At 53.3% G+C, this 17,290-nt stretch carries 13 protein-coding genes; 7 read left to right on the forward strand and 6 right to left on the reverse strand.

Translation table 11 applies throughout. From position 1 onward, the window contains the following. Positions 1-9: 9 nt before the first annotated feature. Both CCY01nite_RS06900 and CCY01nite_RS06905 read right to left on the reverse strand, forming a co-directional pair. Complete coding sequence (locus CCY01nite_RS06900) at positions 10-2,820, reverse strand: outer membrane beta-barrel protein (RefSeq protein ID WP_146859064.1); 2,811 nt, start codon at positions 2,818-2,820, stop codon at positions 10-12. Positions 2,821-2,859: 39 nt separating this feature from the next. Beyond that, positions 2,860-3,699 carry a GLPGLI family protein gene (locus tag CCY01nite_RS06905; RefSeq protein ID WP_146859066.1) on the reverse strand — a complete coding sequence of 280 codons (840 nt, stop codon included), beginning with the start codon at positions 3,697-3,699 and terminating at the stop codon, positions 2,860-2,862. Positions 3,700-3,831: 132 nt separating this feature from the next. Between CCY01nite_RS06905 and CCY01nite_RS06910 the strand changes: the two genes are divergently transcribed. Both CCY01nite_RS06910 and CCY01nite_RS06915 read left to right on the forward strand, forming a co-directional pair. Further along, positions 3,832-5,340 (forward strand): sensor histidine kinase, encoded by a 1,509-nt coding sequence (locus tag CCY01nite_RS06910; RefSeq protein WP_146859068.1) that lies wholly within the window; start codon positions 3,832-3,834, stop codon positions 5,338-5,340. Continuing rightward, the gene (locus CCY01nite_RS06915; RefSeq protein ID WP_222614323.1) at positions 5,337-6,032 is read left to right on the forward strand and encodes a response regulator transcription factor; all 696 of its coding nucleotides are present in this window, start codon (positions 5,337-5,339) and stop codon (positions 6,030-6,032) included. The genes CCY01nite_RS06910 and CCY01nite_RS06915 overlap by 4 nt, the downstream gene beginning before the upstream one ends. Here the strand turns inward: CCY01nite_RS06915 and CCY01nite_RS06920 are convergent. Then, positions 6,025-9,753: a DEAD/DEAH box helicase gene (locus tag CCY01nite_RS06920; protein WP_146859070.1), complete on the reverse strand. Its 3,729-nt coding sequence runs from the start codon at positions 9,751-9,753 to the stop codon at positions 6,025-6,027. The genes CCY01nite_RS06915 and CCY01nite_RS06920 overlap by 8 nt on opposite strands. A 220-nt stretch (positions 9,754-9,973) precedes the next feature. Here CCY01nite_RS06920 and CCY01nite_RS06925 point away from each other — a divergent pair, with 220 nt between their 5' ends. Next, positions 9,974-10,420 (forward strand): DoxX family protein, encoded by a 447-nt coding sequence (locus CCY01nite_RS06925; RefSeq protein WP_186830940.1) that lies wholly within the window; start codon positions 9,974-9,976, stop codon positions 10,418-10,420. A gap of 67 nt (positions 10,421-10,487) precedes the next feature. Here the strand turns inward: CCY01nite_RS06925 and CCY01nite_RS06930 are convergent, their stop codons facing one another. Genes CCY01nite_RS06930 through gcvT form a run of 3 tightly spaced genes read right to left on the reverse strand, consistent with a single transcriptional unit; the run spans position 10,488 to position 12,827 of the window. After that, complete coding sequence (locus CCY01nite_RS06930; protein WP_146859074.1) at positions 10,488-11,213, reverse strand: 2-phosphosulfolactate phosphatase; 726 nt, start codon at positions 11,211-11,213, stop codon at positions 10,488-10,490. Positions 11,214-11,223: 10 nt separating this feature from the next. Next, positions 11,224-11,697, reverse strand: a complete 474-nt coding sequence (locus CCY01nite_RS06935) for an SRPBCC family protein (RefSeq protein ID WP_146859076.1) — start codon at positions 11,695-11,697, stop codon at positions 11,224-11,226. Positions 11,698-11,738: 41 nt separating this feature from the next. Continuing rightward, positions 11,739-12,827, reverse strand: a complete 1,089-nt coding sequence (gene gcvT / locus CCY01nite_RS06940) for a glycine cleavage system aminomethyltransferase GcvT (protein ID WP_146859079.1) — start codon at positions 12,825-12,827, stop codon at positions 11,739-11,741. A gap of 117 nt (positions 12,828-12,944) precedes the next feature. On the opposite strand from gcvT, the gene CCY01nite_RS06945 reads away from it, so the two are divergent. The 4 genes from CCY01nite_RS06945 to CCY01nite_RS06960 all read left to right on the forward strand — a co-directional run bounded on the left by CCY01nite_RS06945 (position 12,945) and on the right by CCY01nite_RS06960 (position 17,282). Then, positions 12,945-14,573 carry a M20/M25/M40 family metallo-hydrolase gene (locus tag CCY01nite_RS06945; protein ID WP_146859081.1) on the forward strand — a complete coding sequence of 543 codons (1,629 nt, stop codon included), beginning with the start codon at positions 12,945-12,947 and terminating at the stop codon, positions 14,571-14,573. Between the two features lie 23 nt (positions 14,574-14,596). Next, a complete protein-coding gene (locus tag CCY01nite_RS06950) occupies positions 14,597-14,980 on the forward strand; it encodes a hypothetical protein (RefSeq protein ID WP_146859082.1) in 384 nt (127 codons plus the stop codon). A 23-nt stretch (positions 14,981-15,003) separates the two neighbouring features. Beyond that, on the forward strand, positions 15,004-15,696 hold the full coding sequence (locus tag CCY01nite_RS06955) for an NUDIX hydrolase (protein WP_146859084.1): 693 nt from the start codon (positions 15,004-15,006) through the stop codon (positions 15,694-15,696). Between the two features lie 176 nt (positions 15,697-15,872). Further along, positions 15,873-17,282 (forward strand): nicotinate phosphoribosyltransferase, encoded by a 1,410-nt coding sequence (locus tag CCY01nite_RS06960; RefSeq protein WP_146859086.1) that lies wholly within the window; start codon positions 15,873-15,875, stop codon positions 17,280-17,282. Positions 17,283-17,290: the final 8 nt, after the last annotated feature.

The raw sequence follows: 17,290 nt of genomic DNA on the forward strand, positions 1-17,290 counted from the left end.
GCGCATGCTTCAGCCGCCGTGCCCCCGCATGATGTTCATGCCCGGGCCGCCCCTGCCGCGGGAAGCCCTGCCGCCGAAACGGTTCAGGAAATAAGTGAAGCTGACCATGAAATATTGCTGCAACACCATCGTTTGTGAATCCTCCACATAGTTATCCTGCACGGTCCTGGACACGCTTACATTCTGCTTCAACAGGTCGAATGCCTGTACTTTCAGCAGGCCCTGCTTCTTGCTGAACATCGATTTGGATATGAACCCGTTCAGCATGGTATATTGTACGTTGTATCCCTCGCCGCGGCCGGTATTGATGGTATAATCCACATCTGAGCCGATGGTAAATCCAAGCGGCAGATTGAGGTTCGCATCCAGGTTAAATACATAATCGAAATAATTGTAGTTGCTCGTTTTATCGATGCTGAAGCGCGCGGAATTATAGTTCACGTTGGCGCCGGCGGTGAAGTCGAACAGCTCATCATGGGTATACGTAAAATTGACGCCCTGCATGATATTGAAATTACCGGTGTAGTTCTTCTGGTTATTCACAAAGCTCACGCCGCGGTTGTAGCCGACCTGCGTGTTGGTGTTAAGGGACGCCGGCCGGTCCACGTTCTTGCTGAGCGGAAACCCGTTAACGATGTAAGCATTCATGTTGTAGCTGCCGTTCACGTTCACCGGCTGGCTGGTCTGTTTGCCGTCGCTGCTGAGGTAGGTGGCGTTCACGATCTGGTTCAATACCATACTGCCGCCTACGGAAGCAAAAAAGCTGCGCATGGTCACCGGGTCAAAATTATTGAAGCTGATATTCAGGTTGTTGGAGAAAGACGGCTTCAGGTCCGGGTTCCCCAAACGGATGTAAAGCGGGTTGGAATTATCCGGCACCGGCTGCAATTGCTCCAGCGAAGGCTGCTGCGTCTGCCCGCGATAGGATGCGCGCAGCCGGGAATTCCGGGAGAAATTGTAATTGAAGTGCGCCAGCGGCGCGAAGTTCACGGTGCTTTGCCGGATGGTGCTGTCTTTCGTGATGTTCTCGCTGTTGAGGCTGTTGAATTGCAGGTTCACGCCTACGGTGTAGTTGTATTTCAGCCGTTGTGTTTTCACGCTGAGCCCTGTCTGGTGGTTGCTGTACGTATTGTCGAACGCATTGGTCAGGCTGTCGTCGGGCATATCGTATACGCCGCTGAGCTTGTCCTTGTCAAACGTCTTCCGGTCTGTTGAGCTGTAGTTGTTCGTATAACCGTAGTTCAGCTCCAGATAGCGGTCGTTCCCCAAAGGCTCGGTGTAGCTCATGCGCACACCGAGATTGCGGCTGCTGTTGGATTGCAGCACCTTCTGATCGATCGTGTCAATGAAGCGGGTGCCTTTAATATCGTACATGGTTTGCGACTGGTTGATGGATTCCTTGTCGCTGCTGTTAAAGCCGAAAGAAAGATTCGTGCTGAAGGTGCGGCCTTTTTTATCGAATTTTTTGCGGAACAGCGCGTTGCCGTTGAAATTCGGTGAGCGGGCGGTGGACCAGTTGTAGCTTTGCCCGCTGTTCACCGTGTCCCGGTCGTTGTTCAGGGTGGTATTCCTGTTTTGCGAATAGTTGTCGCCGGAGCTGAAGCTGAAATTGGGGGTAACGATCAGGGAATGAAAAGAATCGATGTCGTATTCGATGCGCATGTTAGCGTTGTGGTTCCTGTTGTTGCTGATGGAAGAGCTGCTGTTGTCCACATAAGAAGATGAATCCGGTTTCGGCTTGTTGGTGCGCTGGCTGATGGATTCATTCTGCCGTTGCACATCGCTCATAAAATAGCTGCCGCTGACGCGGAGGTCTTTCGAAAATTCGTTGCTGTAGTTGATGCCGCCGTTCCAGTTCCGCATGAGGCCGGTGTTGTTCTGGTTGTTATTGCCGCCGTTGCCAAGTCCACGCGCGCCACCCATGCCGCCACCGCCGCCGTTGAAGCCAAAGCCGTCTGAAAATGTAAAGCCCGTGTTATTCAGGTTGTTGCCGCCGCCCATTACGGACAGCTGCTGCGTTTCGCGGAAACGGTTGAAGCTGGCGTTCACGGAAAAGCGGTCGTCTGTTCCATAGCCCGCGGAAGCGCGGCCAAATACACCTTTTCGGCGGTCCGGCTTCACGGTGAGGTTGATCGTTTTCTCCGTTTCACCGTCCGATATGCCGGTGAACTGCGCCTGTTCGCTTTTCTGGTCGATCAGCTGAATTTTATCGATGATCTCCGCCGGCAGGTTGCGGGTAGCCATTTTCGGGTCGTTGCCGAAGAAGGGTTTCCCGTCTACCAGCACTTTTTTTACAGTTTCACCGTTGGCCGTGATCTTACCTTCCTTGTCCACCTGCACGCCCGGCAGTTTTTTCAGCAGCTCTTCCACCATGGCGTTTTCTCGTGTTTTAAACGAGCCTGCGTTAAACTCGATCGTATCTTCCTTTATCACGATGGGCGGCACTACTTTCACGATCTCCACTTCATTCAGGTCCAGCCCCGTGCGCCGGAGCGCGAGCGTGCCCAGCTCCACCAGGCCGGTAGTATCCCGGATGGTGATGTTGCGGAGGAGCTGCTGGTATCCCATGTATGAAACAACGAGCAGGTAATTGCCGGGGCGGGGGCTTTTGATGGAAAAAAACCCTTTGGTGTCAGACACCACGCTGGTCAGCGCCGAAGAATCTTTCAGCGTCAGCAGGGCCACCGCCGCGTTGGGGAGCGCCTCCTTGCTGCTGTGGTCCGTCAGCCGGCCTTTGATCTGGCTTTGCTTTGTCTGTGCCCGGGCAATCGTAGAAATGGCCACTAACGCCATGATGGCGAGTAAAGCTCGTCTTTTCATATCAGGGGAATAAGGAGTAAACTGTTCTGTTGTCTTTTATTATTCGGCTGGTGTCATGGACCGGAATTTTTCCAGCTGTTCATTCTGGAAACGCTCCATGATCTGGCGTCTTTTTTCTTTTAATTCTTCGCTGCTGACTTTCTGCGCATCGGCGGGAAGGCTAACATCCGCGTCATTAACGGGTTTCAACGAAACGTTCCTGGCAACGTAGGAACGCCGGCTGCTTTCGATGGAGAGTATTACGCCCTTCTCCGGCAGCACGCCGTTAACGGGAGAGAAGGTCACCGGCAGGTCCGTTGTATACCAGATCACGAAGCTTTCCTCGCCCATCTTCGCCGTTGCCTTGTGGCAGGTATATCCGGCAATGACCTTTGTTTTGGAGGACGTTTTCAGCCTGGCGGCCGGCTTGTAGTCTTCTTCCGAGAACCAGACGGTCTTCACAACGCTGTCCTGCTTCTCCTTCAGCACGTTCAGGTATTTTTTCCTTTCCAGATCAATATACATGGAGTTACTGAGAGGAGGCCGCAGTGCGGAGGACGGGCCGCCGAAAGACCTTGTCACCGGGGCGCCGCCTCTCTCTGCCCGGGAGGCGGAGAACATCATGGGGCCGCCCATCGGGCCGCCTTCGGTTTCTACTTTCGCCATGCTGCCGGTAAAGGTGATGACCTGTTTGGTGGTGATCACGTCCGGGAGGTCCATCCCCCTTTCTCCCATGGTAGCCGCTGTGCCGGAGGTGCGGACGCCATTCTCCATCCGCACTATCCGCATTTCACTGAGGTCTATCCGGGATGTGACTTCGTATTCTATCGTTCCGGATGTGGTCTGGGCCTGTACCCCGGCGCCGGAGGCCAGGAGGAAGGCAACGAACATTGTTTTCATGGTTGCGTCGGTTTGTTTGTACTGTAAAGGTGGGGCATGCCGCCGAGGGCGCGGGTTAAGCAATCTTATTTATTGTTAATTAGTGTTAAGCGCTGACGGGAGATGGCCGGGAATTGGATAGCTTTACATGCAATGCGTAACAGAATCCGAAACATACTTATCCTGATGTGCACCTGCATACTGGGTATCTTCGCTTTCCAGGGGTATTGGCTGTACAATTCTTACGAGCTGAAGCTGGAAGATTTTCATAAAGATATCAATGATGCGCTCCGCGTGGCGGTTTTCAACAAACAGTTTGCGGATGCCAGGCGCTTTATCGGCTATAGCCAGCCGGCCATGACGGCGCGGGGAATATCGGAGCCGGGGCGCACAGCGTTCTATGTTGAAAGCCACACGATCATTGATACCACACCGCGAAGAACGGAAAAGGTACGGAGGAACGTTGGCGGACGATTTGGCCTGATGCGGGCATTGCCTGCTGATACCGGCATTCATGTAGATTCTTCCTTTTTTGAAAACGGCGCCGTGCATATCAGGGAATGGTCGCGGGCGGATACGGTTACCCGTATCTACGCGGACTCCATCGCGGAGAAAATCTCGAACATGATCATTCTGAACAGGTTCTACGACGGGCGCCTGTCCATCAAAAAGCTGGATTCCACCTACACCGCCGAGCTGGCAAGCCGCGGCATTACCACGGACTTCCGGCTGGATACCATGAAGATCTCCGACCATGAAGGATTCGGCCAACCGCGCATCCGGCAGCTCGACCCGCTGAAAACATTCCGCATCCCCTTCAATCCATTGAGCGATATTTTCGTACAGGCTTCCTTTTCCAGCCCCATGCGCCTGATACTCGGACAAATGACCGGAACCTTGCTAAGCTCCGCCGTATTGCTGATCCTCACCGTGCTGTGCTTCCTCTATATGCTCCGCACCATCCTCCGGCAGAAAAAACTTTCCGAAGTACGCAACGACTTCATCAACAATATGACCCACGAGCTGAAAACGCCCATCGCCACCGTATCCGCGGCGGTGGAGGCCATGCAGAACTTCAACGCGCTTAACGACCGGCAGAAAACGGACCAGTACCTGAACATCTCGCAGCAGGAACTGCAACGGCTGAGCGACCTCGTGGAAAAAGTACTGCACATCGCCGCGGAAGAAAAAGAAGACCTGGAGCTGTTCCGCGAACCGGTAGACCTGAACGAGCTGATCCGCAACATCATCGCCAATCACCGCCTGAAAGCCAATAAGAAAGTGGATTTCACGTATACCATGCTGGCCGATCCGATGGTGAACGTGGATAAAACGCATCTTTCCAACGCGCTCAACAACCTGGTGGACAATGCGGTCAAATATTCCGGCGATACGGCGGAAATTACCATCCGCGTATCCCGGCAGCACGACCGCCTGCAGGTGACCGTTACGGACAATGGCATCGGTATTCCGCATAACTACCTGGACAGTATCTTTGAGAAGTTCTTCCGGGTGCCTACGGGCGACCTGCATAACGTGAAGGGCTTCGGGCTGGGACTCAGCTACGTGAAAAAGGTGGTGGAAAAGCACGGCGGCAGCATCCGCGTGAAAAGCGAACCGGAAAAAGGAACCGAATTCTTACTGGAAATACCGGAAGTATGACCCAAACTATGAACGCAAGCGTTTTACTGATCGAAGATGAATGGCAGCTCGCGCAGATCGTGCAGGACAGCCTGGAAATGCGGGGCTTCCGCATGTATTGCGCCAAAGACGGGCGGGAAGGGCTGCGCCTGTACAATGAGCACAAACCGGACGTGATCGTGCTGGACATCATGATGCCGAATATGGACGGGTTCAGCTTCACCGCGGAAGTGCGGAAGACGGACAAGCAAACGCCCATTATCTTTCTCACTGCAAAATCACAAACGGCGGACCTGGTGAAGGGCTTCGAGGTCGGCGGGAACGACTATCTCAAAAAACCGTTCAGCATGGACGAGCTGATCGTGCGCATCCGCTCCCTGCTGAATCGCTTCCAACCCGCGCCGGCGGCGTCTGACGAGCATACCGTTGTCATCGGCCAGTATACTTTCAACTACACCAAGCAAACGCTTACCCGTAACAATATTTCTGAATTTCTTTCCCACCGCGAAGCGGAAGTGTTATGGCGGCTGTGCAAGCACCGGAACCAGGTGATGGAGCGAAAGCCGATCCTGATGGACCTCTGGGGCGACGATAATTTCTTCAACGCGCGCAGCATGGACGTGTTCATTACCAAATTGCGGCGTTACCTGAAAGAGGACCCGCGCATACAGATCGTGAATATCCGGGGAGTAGGGTATAAGCTGATCAGCTGAACAGGTACAGCACGTCTTCTTTCGTGAGCTTCTTGATAAAGCCGGAATCATCGGCAATGATATCTTTCACCAGCGACTTTTTACGTTCCTGCAGTTCGAGGATCTTTTCTTCCACCGTGTCTTTACAGATCATGCGGTAGGCGAAGATGCTTTTCGTTTGCCCGATACGGTGCGTACGGTCAATCGCCTGCTGCTCCACGGCGGGGTTCCACCAGGGATCAACGATGTACACGTAGTCCGCCGCCGTGAGGTTCAGGCCCACGCCGCCGGCTTTGAGCGAAATAAGGAACACGCGGCAGTCCTCGTTATTCTGGAAGTTCTGGATAGCTTTTTCACGGTCGGTGGTAGAGGTGCTGCCATCAAAATACTCGTACGGTATTTTCATGTGCGCCATCCGGTCGCGGATCAGGCCGAGCATGCCGAGGAACTGGCTAAACACCAGTACTTTGTGGTGGCCGCTGTTCTCGGCAATTTCGCGCGTCAGCTCATGCAGCTTCACGGAGTGGTTGGGGTATTTTTCCGTTTCGTTGAGGATGGCGGGCGAATCGCAGATCTGGCGCAGCTTCATCAGGCCCTGCAGGATCGTGAGCTGGCTGCGTTCCACACCCTGATCTTCTATCACGCCAAGTATCTTCGAGCGGTAGGTATTGCGGTAAGCGTCGTAAATATGCCGTTGCTCGGCGTCCATTTCGCAAAAGATCACTGTTTCGATCTTCTCCGGAAGGTCTTTCGCCACCTGCTCTTTCGTACGGCGGAGGATGAATGGATAGATGAGCTTTTTAAGATGCTCTTTTCTTTCCTCGTCCTGGAACTTGTCGATCGGCGTGGCAAATTCGTTGCGGAAGAAGTCCACGCTGCCGAGCATGCCGGGATTGAGGAAGTTCATCTGCGCATAGATGTCGAACGTATTGTTCTGCATGGGCGTACCGCTCAGCGCGATGCGGTTGCGGGTATTGAGCAGCTGTGCGGCTTTCGTTACTTTGGACTGCGGATTCTTGATGGCTTGTGATTCATCCAGCACCACATAGTCGAACTCCATCTTCATCAGCAATTGCACATCACTGCGCAATGTGCCGTAAGTGGTGATGAGCACGTCGAATTTCTGCAGCTCTTCCGCGTTGCGCAGCCGCGCGGGGCCGTGATGAATATGATAGGAGATGTCCGGCGTGAATTTCCGGATCTCGTTTTCCCAGTTGTATATCAGCGTAGTGGGACAAACCACCAGCACGAGGCATTGCCCGTTCGCATTTTTGTAATGCTGGATGAAGGTCAGCGCCTGCACGGTTTTACCAAGGCCCATATCGTCCGCCAGGATGCCGCCCCACTTCACTTCATCGAGGTAGTTGAGCCACTGGAAACCGCTTTCCTGGTAAGGGCGCAGGTTAGCCTGCACATTGGGGGGCAGGTTGATGGTCCTGATCTCGTCGAACTGCAATAGCTTCCGGCGTTTTTCATCCAGCTCCACCAATATGGCTTCATCGTCAATGAACTCGTACAGTTCATCGATCACCGAAAAATTGTATTTGCTCAGCTTGAGGCCGGCGCCTTTATCTTTTTCTTCGCCTACTTTGAAGAGCAGGGAATATTTCTTCAGCCATTCTTCCGGCAGCAAGCCCAGCGTGCCGTCCGCCAGCTGCACATAATTCTGTTTGTTGGCCAGCGCGCGCTTGATATCCCGGATGCCTACTTTCTGATCGCCATACAACACTTCCACCTGTGCATCGAACCAGTCGATGCCGGAGCTGATCTGCAGATTGGTAACCGGTTTGGCTTGTGAAAAACGGAAGTTGCGCAGGTTGTCGAAACCGAAAATGCGCACGTCCATTTCCTTCAGCGTATCAAAGAAGAGGAAGAACCAGTTGTTCTTCAGCGCTTCTTTAGACCGGAGGAAGAAATAATTGTAGTTGCTGAGATTCGCGAAATTGGTATGCAGGGTGCGCAGCTTGGCCACGAAAGCATTCTCGGCTTCTTTATTGCGATGAATAACGAGCACTTTATTACCTTCCTGCACAGTGATGCGGGTTTCATCGTTCCATTCCACTTCATGCCCGTGATAGGAGAAGCCCGGCTGAATGACGAAGGTTTCGCCCATTTCTTTCAGGTACACGCGGTTTTCCGGCACCACATCGTCTACTTCCGACAGCAGATCGGTATCAAACTGCACGGCGTAGTTCTTGCCGAGCGGCAGCATCACGTCTTTCAGGAAATCCTGCCACTCGGACGACGGCACTTTCAATGCGGCCATCTGCTGGTAACGCATAATGCTGATGCTGTCTTTCGGATTCTTGAAATGATAGATGCTTCCGTTGTGGAGGAACAGCATGGGGCTGGCCCACTGGTTGGCGGAAACATTTACCGGCTCTCCATCTATATCCACCCAGGCGGTCACTTCCACATGGCCGTCTGCTGAAGATGCTTTGAAATATGGCTGCAGGGGGTCTTCCTCCACCTGCACCTGCTGTAAATTCTTGGTTTTGAAAGGCTGTCCGTCGCGCAGCAAAAACACCAGGCGGTGCTCCGCCAGCATGGGGAACAGCTTGGCGAGCTTGGGATGCAGGTATTCCACGATCAGCTCCATGGTTTCCATGGGCAGGCCGTCTTCATTCTCATGCATGATATTATCCCAGATGCCGGCGAAAGGCGAGTTCTTGTTGAGGAACTTGCTCACTTCCGCATGCTGTATTTTTCGTACAGGCGTGATCAGGTCGCGGTCCCGTTCTTTAAATTGGTAAAAATCGACGTACTTGCCGAGGTCTACCCGGTTCACGAGTGACACGAATTCGGTTTCTTCCTCGTTGGCATCGCCGCTCACCAGCTCGGCCTGGAAGTAGGGGAAAAGGGTGTCGTTCGCATTGAGCACCACGCCGAGGCGGCGTGTAGCCGTGATCGTTTCCTCCTCGGGTGGTTCCTGCTTGGCGGGCGCGGGGCCTTCCACTTTCTTGATGGAGGGGTCCAGCACGCGCAGGAAGGGTTTGCCGTTGAGGTAGGAAAAAGAAAACTTCCCGTCCAGGTCATCGTTCAGTGAATACCCGTAAAGGGCGAGCAGCTTGTTCTTCTCTTTGTCCCAGTTGCGCAGCGTATCAAAATAAAACGGCCCGTGCGCATGCAGCAGTTGCAGGAACAGGGCGGTCTTGTGCACGCACAGCGGATGTTCGTGCTCATCGCAAACACAGTGGGTATCGAAATTGCGTTCTTCGTTACGCTGGATGATGAGGGTGTATTTTTTTCCTTCGGCTTTCAGCTCTGCTTCCACTTTTTCATCTTTGGCCGATTTGATGACGGCCTGTGTTTTGCGAAGGATCTTTTCGGCCTCGGCCATCATGCTGCTGGATGTGAGCAGCTTCAGCGTCTTCAGGTCGATCGATTTCATTTTGATCAGCGTATGCTGCTGATCGTATTGCGTTTCGTAAGATTCAAAGTGGTTCCTGTCCAGCATCTCCTGCAGCTGGAAGAGCGCGGCGGCTTCATGCCGGCAGATGTCTCCCAGGTTGTAGGGGCACTGGCACCGCACGCTCATGGTGGCGGGCTCGTGATATTTGCTGATGGAAACTTTATAGTAGTTGGCGTGCGTGTCGCTTTTTACGCGGAAGGTGGCGGACTTGAGAACAGGATCGCCTTCCAGCAGCTCAACACCGCCTGTGGCAAATATGCGTTTACCCCTTCGGATCACCTCGTCGGTGCCGTTATTGTACACATATTTTAATAAATGGGGTAGCGACATGTTCTTCCTCCCATGCCTTCTTTAGCATAAGCCGGGGTTATGAAATCTCGAAAAACGGCTCATAAAAAGGCAATCCACAAAAGTAAGCATAAAAATTCAAATCGGAGGGCTCTCAGGGGTCTATGATGACACCGGATTAAAAAAAATGTGCAACTCAAACGATAATTTATCCATTGAGCAAGGGGGTGCCGGGGCGTTACTTTTGCAAAAACACTTTTCTATGGGAAACACACTGACAAATGAAAATGCAAAAACCAGGGAGCTGGGGCTGCTGGTGCTGCGCATCGGCGTAGGCGTGCTGTTCTTTGTATTCGGATGGCTGAAGCTGGCCGGGGGAGAGCAGTTATGGCAGGGTGTCGGTAGCTCGATGGGGGTATTCGGCATAACGGCCTGGCCGGTTTTCTGGGGATTGCTGGCTACGATCGCTGAATTTTTAGGCGGCTTATTGCTGGCAGCGGGATTATTTACCCGTTTTGCAGCCCTTACGCTCGCGATCACAATGGTGGTGGCGTCTGCTTTTAAACTGAGCCTGGGCGGCGGCCTCGCGGATTTTTCTTCTCCGTTTACGATGCTGCTGGTGAATATCTTTTTCCTGCTGGCCGGTGGCGGTATTTATTCCGTGGACCACCTGCTGAAGCTGAGAAAACAATCTGCTGCGATAGCGTGAAACAGCAAGGGTAGAATAGCAGGGCTGGCCGGAATTCCGGCCGGCCCTGTTTTATTTAATATCCTGTTTATTTCTCCACCACCAGTTCACCATTCCGCAGGATGGGCAGTACATTCGCGCCATCCATCGTCAGGCAATATTTAATATCTTCTTCCAGGCCGTACTTCGCCAGCCGCTGGAAATGCGATGCCTGCTTCATAAAGCTGAAAAGATCTTCTTTAGCGGAGTGGTACAGCGTTTCAGCCGCCAGCGCGGAGTCGCAGTTCACATCAAAATGCGCCTTTATCCGGCTGACCACCGCTCCGGCAAACAAGGTATCTTCCATGTTCACCCGGTCTTTCCAGGCGGCGCAGCCCAAGATCACGTTTTGTCCCTGGCTGATGAGGTATTCGCAAACGGAAGAAATGTTGGGAAAAGAGCCGGTAACGATCTGAATGGCGTCTTTGGCCATGTGCAGCAGCTTGGTGCCGTTGGTGGTGGTCAGCACCAGCACGTTTCCGCCGATAAACTCCCGGGGATATTCAAAAGGAGAATTGCCATGCAGCAGCCCGTCCGCGATCTTGCCGTCCCGCTCCCCCGCCGTGATGGCGTTGAGCTGCTTGCCGATGCTTACGCATTCTTCCACGGTGGCTACCGGAATTACCTTGGCGGCGCCGTTGTACAGCGCGGTGCAGATGGTGGAGGTGGCGCGCAGCACATCAATAATTACAACAATACTGTTCTTTACGTCGAACAAATGCAGGAGGGCGGGTGATAAACACACTTCCAGCCTGGGTTTGGTATGCTCGTTCATGCTATGTTTTTTAATCCAGGATCACTCTCCACTTTTCACTCTCCGCATATTCCTTAATAATCTTGTTGCGTTGTTGCAGGAGCCGTTTCATGTATTTCTTCAGGTAGAGCTTTTCAACCCACCTGCCGAGGGTACCGTACGGCGTCCCGAACTCAAAAATATCTATCACCACTGTGCCATTTTCAATTTCGTGGAAATGATGCTCGTGCTTCATAAAAGTGAAATCACCTTTTTCCATTTCGTCGCAAAAGTAATGATGCTTTTGCATGGCCGTGATCCGGGTGGTCAATTCCCGCATTTTCCGCAGATGCTTTGCCCGCCAGGTAACTGTTTCGTCGTATTCTATCAGTCCGCTCGTCCGGCCTTTTACAGCCTCTTCCTGCAGGTGTTCCATGCTGCGTTTGTGCAGCGTGATGCTCCTGCTGAGGTCAAATACTCTTTTCAGCGGGGCATGAATGACCGTGGTCAGATGAATAAGCGGCATAGCAGTTAAGGTTTTAAAGATATGGTTGTTGTCTTGCTACATCAGCTTAGAAAAGGCACTTTGGACACCCTGGCTTTCAGGACTTTGTCCCGCACGGCGATATATATTTCCGTGTCCAGCGCGGCAAATGCTGTTTTCACGTACCCGAGGCCCACTGCTTTCTGCAGTGACGGCGACTGCGTACCGGAAGTTACCCGGCCGATCACGTTGCCCTCTGCGTCTTTGATCTCGTAGTCGTGGCGGGGAATGCCCTTGTCGATCATCTCGAAGCCTACCAGCTTTTGCTGTACGCCTTCCGCTTTTACCTTTTCCAGGATGGGGCGGGCGGTAAAGTCTTTCGTGAATTTGGTGATCCATCCCAGGCCGGCTTCCAGCGGGTTGGTACGATCGTCGATGTCGTTGCCGTAGAGGCAGAAGCCCATTTCCAGGCGCAGCGTGTCGCGGGCACCCAATCCGATCGGCTTGATGCCTTTGTCCGCTCCGGCGGCAAAGATCGCGTCCCACACCTTGTCTGCCGCGCCGTCCTTATCCTCAAAATAAATTTCCACACCGCCCGAGCCGGTGTAGCCGGTGGCGCTGATCAGCACATTCTCCACACCCGCGAAGGTCCCTTTCACAAAAGTGTAATATTTCAGGTTCACGATGTCCTTGTCGGTCAACGTCTGCAGCACGCTGGTGGCATTCGGGCCCTGGATCGCCAGCAGGCAGGTCTTGTCCGAAATATTATGCATCTCCACGCCTTTATCGTTGAACTGGCTGATCCAGTTCCAGTCCTTCTCAATATTGCTGGCATTCACCACCAGCATATATGCTTTGTTCTCTTCAATACAATACACCAGCAGGTCGTCCACAATTCCCCCTTCCGCATTGGGCAGGCAGCTGTACTGCGCCTTGCCGGCCGTGAGCTTCGACGCATCGTTGCTGGTCACCCGCTGGATCAGGTCCAGCGCGTGTTCCCCTTTCAGGATGAATTCGCCCATGTGGCTTACGTCAAAAACACCTACACTGTTGCGAACCGTTGCATGTTCATCATTGATGCCGGTGTAAGAGATCGGCATATTATATCCCGCGAATGGGGCCATCTTTGCTCCCAGCGCCATGTGCTTGTGCGTAAAGGGTGTGTTTTTCATCCGTTCAGTTTTTGATTTTGTTGTATCCGCTTCGTATGAAGCCGCGCAAATTTAGTATTTAAGTTTGACTATAAGATACCCCTCATTTGGCCTATTTTTGTCAAAAACCCACCTGCAGTGAAAAAGAGTTACCTGTTACTTCCGCTTGTTTGTGCGGCATTGGCGGCGTATCCGCAAAAGAAAGCAGACCGCAAGACCTTGACGAACCTGCAAGCCCACGTTTCCTACCTGGCCAGCGACAAGCTCGAAGGCCGCCGTACCGGCACCGCCGGAGAACAGCTGGCCGCGGCCTATATCGCTGAACAGATGAAAGCGGCGGGCCTCAGCCCGAAAGGCGCCGAAGGCTACCTGCAGACGTTCACCGTGCGCGAAGGGAGGGACCCCGGCGATAAAGCACGCCTGTCCGTCAACAGCCAGCAGCTCACGCCCGGCGAAGACTTCCTGCCGTTGCCTTTCAGCGCCGCAAAAGCCGCCAAAGGGGAAGTGCTGCCCGGCGTTAATGAAGTGGACAATATCTGGCTCATCAATGTAAAAGACTGGGAAGACGGCGGTAATCCGCATGCGCTTTCACAGGACAACTATATCAAAAAAGCGAAGGAAGCCAAAGAGAGCGGCGCCTCCGGCGTAGTGTTCTACAACGGCCCGGAAGAGCCCCGCACCGTGCGGAAATGGCTGGATGAAAAAACAACGGAAACACTGCCTATCCCCGCTGTATGGGCCTGCGAAAAGACCAGCAAAATGCTGAGCGCCGATGATGCCAACGGCTTCCAGGTAGATATGCAGGTGGACTTCAAACCCGTAAAGCGTACGGGCACGAACGTAGTGGGGTATGTGGACAATGGCGCGGCCACCACCGTGGTGATCGGCGCGCATTACGATCACCTGGGGCATGGGGAAGACCATAATTCCCTGGCGCCGAACGACAAGGCGATCCACAATGGCGCGGACGATAATGCCAGCGGCACCGCGGCCATGCTGGAACTGGGGCGCCTGCTGAAAGCATCCAGACTGAAAAACAACAATTACCTGCTGATCGCTTTTTCCGGGGAAGAGCTGGGGCTCTTCGGCAGTAAATACTTTTCTGAAAGCAACCTCATCCCGATAAAGGACGTGAATTACATGGTGAATATGGACATGGTGGGGCGGCTGAACAATGAAAAGGGCCTGCAGATCGGCGGCATCGGCACATCGCCGGCCTGGGGCGAGATCCTCAAAAAAAGCCTGCCGTCTTCCCTCAAAGTGCAATATGATTCTTCCGGCACCGGCCCCTCCGATCACACCTCCTTCTACCGCAAGGACATTCCCGTATTGTTCCTGTTCACCGGCACGCATGCGGATTATCACAAGCCTTCGGATGATGCGGACAAGATCAATTACAACGGCCAGCTGACCGTGCTGAAACTCGTGTACGACGTAGTGGAGCAGGCCAACGGCAAGGGCCGCCTTGCTTTCACCAAAACCCGGGAGATGCAGATGGGCGGCAGCACCCGCTTCTCCGTGACGCTCGGCATCATGCCGGATTATACTTACAGCAAGGGCGGCTTGCGGGTAGATGGCGTGTCTGACGGAAAGCCCGCCCAGAAAGCCGGCCTGCAGGCGGGTGATGTGATCGTTCAGCTGGGCGAAACAACCGTGAGCGACATAGAAACCTATATGACGGCGCTTTCAAAGTTCAAAAAGGGCGACAAAACGACCGTGAAAGTGAAGCGGGGAAACGCCGGGAAAGTTTTTGATGTTACTTTTTAAATCCTGTTTTTATAACTTGCGCCATGCGTTACCTCTTTCTATCCCTGGCAGTGCTGATTGCGTGTAACCCTACACGTGAGAGAACGGATACATCCAACTACGATGTGATCACGGAAAAATGTTATGTGCTGCGGGAGCATCCGGATAGAACGGACAGCCTTGTAAATGCGCGCCGGGACAGCATGGTACGCTTCCTAGAGCAGCATGGCTTCCCGAAGCGGTATATGAAAAAAGACAGCATGCTTTTCCGCCGCGCGAGCGGCCAGGAAGTGGAAGTATCGCTCCTCCCGCCGGCGGATGCCTGGGAATCCAATGCTATTATCGTATTCGATCCTATAAAAAACCCGTGGTTCATAAACCTTCGCAAGGGCACCGGCCAGATGAAGGATTATGTAAGCGGCCCTTGACACTGATATAAAAAACTGATCCCTTGCCTGTTCATCAACACATCCGGGTAACATCCGACGCCGTAGTGCTGCGCTTTACAGCAAAAGACGGTTTTATGGTGTTGCTCAGCAAACGCAGTATTCCACCGCACATATTCAAATGGGGACTTCCCGGCGGATTCGTACGCAACGAAGAGCCGCTGGAAGCTGCCGTGCACCGCGAGATCCGCGATGAAACCGGTTTACGCGCCGATTACCTGGAGCAGTTCCGTACCTTCGGCGCGCCGGAACGCGACCCGCGCGGCCGCGTGTTATGCGTGGCGCACATCGCGCTGATCAGACCTTCCGCCTCCCGGCTGATTCCCGGCGCGGGCAACAAGGAGGCCAAGTGGTATCCTGTACGCGAGCTGCCGCAGATGGCATTCGACCATGCGGACGTGATCGCCGCAGCGCTGGAACATCTCCGCGTGCGCCTGCGCAATGAACCGCTGGCCTTTGAAATGCTCGACGCGAAGTTTCCCGTTTCAGAGCTGGAAAAACTCTACGAATGGTTATATGACCGCCCGGTGGACCGCCGGAATTTCCAGAAAAAGATCCATAATCTTGGTTTGCTGAGCGCGGAACAGGAAAAGTTGAAGCATCCTTTGCAAGGCCGTCCCGCTCAATTATATAGCTTCAACCGGCAAAAATTCTCGGAGCTGCGGGAAAAAGGCACGCCGGTGGAAATTTTCGCATAATATCCTGATTTTCAAATTTCATGTCCTTACAACACAAAAAAATATATTTCGAAGTAATTGAATATCAAAATTTGTGTAGAAAGAACAATATTATGTTTAGAATGCTTGCCGGTATTGGGTTTCCTTCAACCGGCCTAACGAGCCCGCCTCAACGAAAATCATCCTAACTTTAGGATATGGAAAACCTCATTCTGCTGGCAGACGCTTACAAGTACTCCCATCATAAATTATATGTGCCGGGAACTTCGTTCATCTACTCTTATATGGAGAGCCGGGGAGGCCTGTTCAACGAAACGGTTTTTTACGGACTGCAATATTTCCTCAAAGCTTACCTGGCGGGACCGGTGATCTCCGCCGAAAAGATAAAGGAGGCGGGGGAGATGCTGCCGGAGGTTTTCGGCAGAACGGATGTATACGATCCTTCCCGTTTTGAATATATTTTGCGTGAGCATAACGGTCATTTGCCGGTGCGCATCCGCGCGGTGCCGGAGGGATCGGTGATTCCCGTGAAGAACGTGCTGATGACGATCGAGAACACGGACCCGGCCTGTTACTGGCTCACCAACTTCCTCGAAACCCTGCTGATGCAGGTCTGGTACCCTTCCACCGTTGCCACACTGTCACGCGAGATCAAAAAAGTGGTGAAAAAATATTACGAAGCCACGGCCGGCGCGGCTTCCTTTGCGGGCATCGACCTTGTGCTAAACGACTTTGGCTTCCGCGGCGCCAGTTCTGTAGAAGCAGCGGGACTGGGCGGCAGCGCCCACCTGGTGAACTTCAGCGGCAGCGATACCCTTGTTGCGTCTACTTTTGCAAAACGTTACTATCACGCGGAAACAGCGCCGGGGCTTTCCATTCCGGCCACAGAGCATTCCATTGTGACTTTGCTGGGAGAAGAAGGCGAGGCGGAGATATTCAAACATGTGCTGGATACCTTTCCCACCGGCGTGGTGGCCTGTGTGTCTGACTCCTACAATATATTCCGCGCCTGCGAAGCATACTGGGGCACGCAGCTGAAAGAGCAGATACTGGCCCGCGAGGGTACGCTGGTGATCCGTCCGGATTCCGGTGACCCGGTAAAGACCTTGTTAAAGGTTTTTGATATTTTGATGAACAAGTTCGGTTTTACGCTGAACGAAAAGGGCTATAAAGTGCTGCCGCCGCAGGTGCGCGTGATACAGGGCGATGGCATCAGCCACAAATCCATCCCTGAAATATATGCCGCGCTGCAGCAGGCGGGCATCAGCGCGGAAAACCTGGTGCTGGGCATGGGCGGCGCGTTGTTACAGCGGGTGAACCGCGATACGCAGGAGTTTGCGTTGAAATGTTCTTTCGCGGAGATCAACGGTCAGCCTGCAGATGTGCAGAAATCGCCGGTGGAGCTGGATGCGGAGGGTCATCTCCGCACTTCTTTCAAAAAATCGAAAGCAGGAAAGCTCAAGCTGGTGAAGGATGATGGTGTTTACAGAACGTTGCGGGAAGAGGAGGCGCCGGGGATGAAGGATTTGCTGGAAACGGTATTCGAGAACGGACGGATTGTAAAAGATCAGAATTTTGCGGATATTCGACGAAATGCATCCATTTGATCCTATGC

This window comes from Chitinophaga cymbidii (genome assembly GCF_007992715.1).
GTDB lineage: Bacteria > Bacteroidota > Bacteroidia > Chitinophagales > Chitinophagaceae > Chitinophaga > Chitinophaga cymbidii.

Coding starts and splice junctions, on each gene's coding strand:
- CCY01nite_RS06900 (WP_146859064.1), bottom strand. CDS start 2,820: ATGAAAAGACGAGCTTTACTCGCCATCATGGCGTTAGTGGCCATTTCT.
- CCY01nite_RS06905 (WP_146859066.1), bottom strand. CDS start 3,699: ATGAAAACAATGTTCGTTGCCTTCCTCCTGGCCTCCGGCGCCGGGGTA.
- CCY01nite_RS06910 (WP_146859068.1), top strand. CDS start 3,832: ATGCGTAACAGAATCCGAAACATACTTATCCTGATGTGCACCTGCATA.
- CCY01nite_RS06915 (WP_222614323.1), top strand. CDS start 5,337: ATGACCCAAACTATGAACGCAAGCGTTTTACTGATCGAAGATGAATGG.
- CCY01nite_RS06920 (WP_146859070.1), bottom strand. CDS start 9,753: ATGTCGCTACCCCATTTATTAAAATATGTGTACAATAACGGCACCGAC.
- CCY01nite_RS06925 (WP_186830940.1), top strand. CDS start 9,974: ATGGGAAACACACTGACAAATGAAAATGCAAAAACCAGGGAGCTGGGG.
- CCY01nite_RS06930 (WP_146859074.1), bottom strand. CDS start 11,213: ATGAACGAGCATACCAAACCCAGGCTGGAAGTGTGTTTATCACCCGCC.
- CCY01nite_RS06935 (WP_146859076.1), bottom strand. CDS start 11,697: ATGCCGCTTATTCATCTGACCACGGTCATTCATGCCCCGCTGAAAAGA.
- gcvT (WP_146859079.1), bottom strand. CDS start 12,827: ATGAAAAACACACCCTTTACGCACAAGCACATGGCGCTGGGAGCAAAG.
- CCY01nite_RS06950 (WP_146859082.1), top strand. CDS start 14,597: ATGCGTTACCTCTTTCTATCCCTGGCAGTGCTGATTGCGTGTAACCCT.
- CCY01nite_RS06960 (WP_146859086.1), top strand. CDS start 15,873: ATGGAAAACCTCATTCTGCTGGCAGACGCTTACAAGTACTCCCATCAT.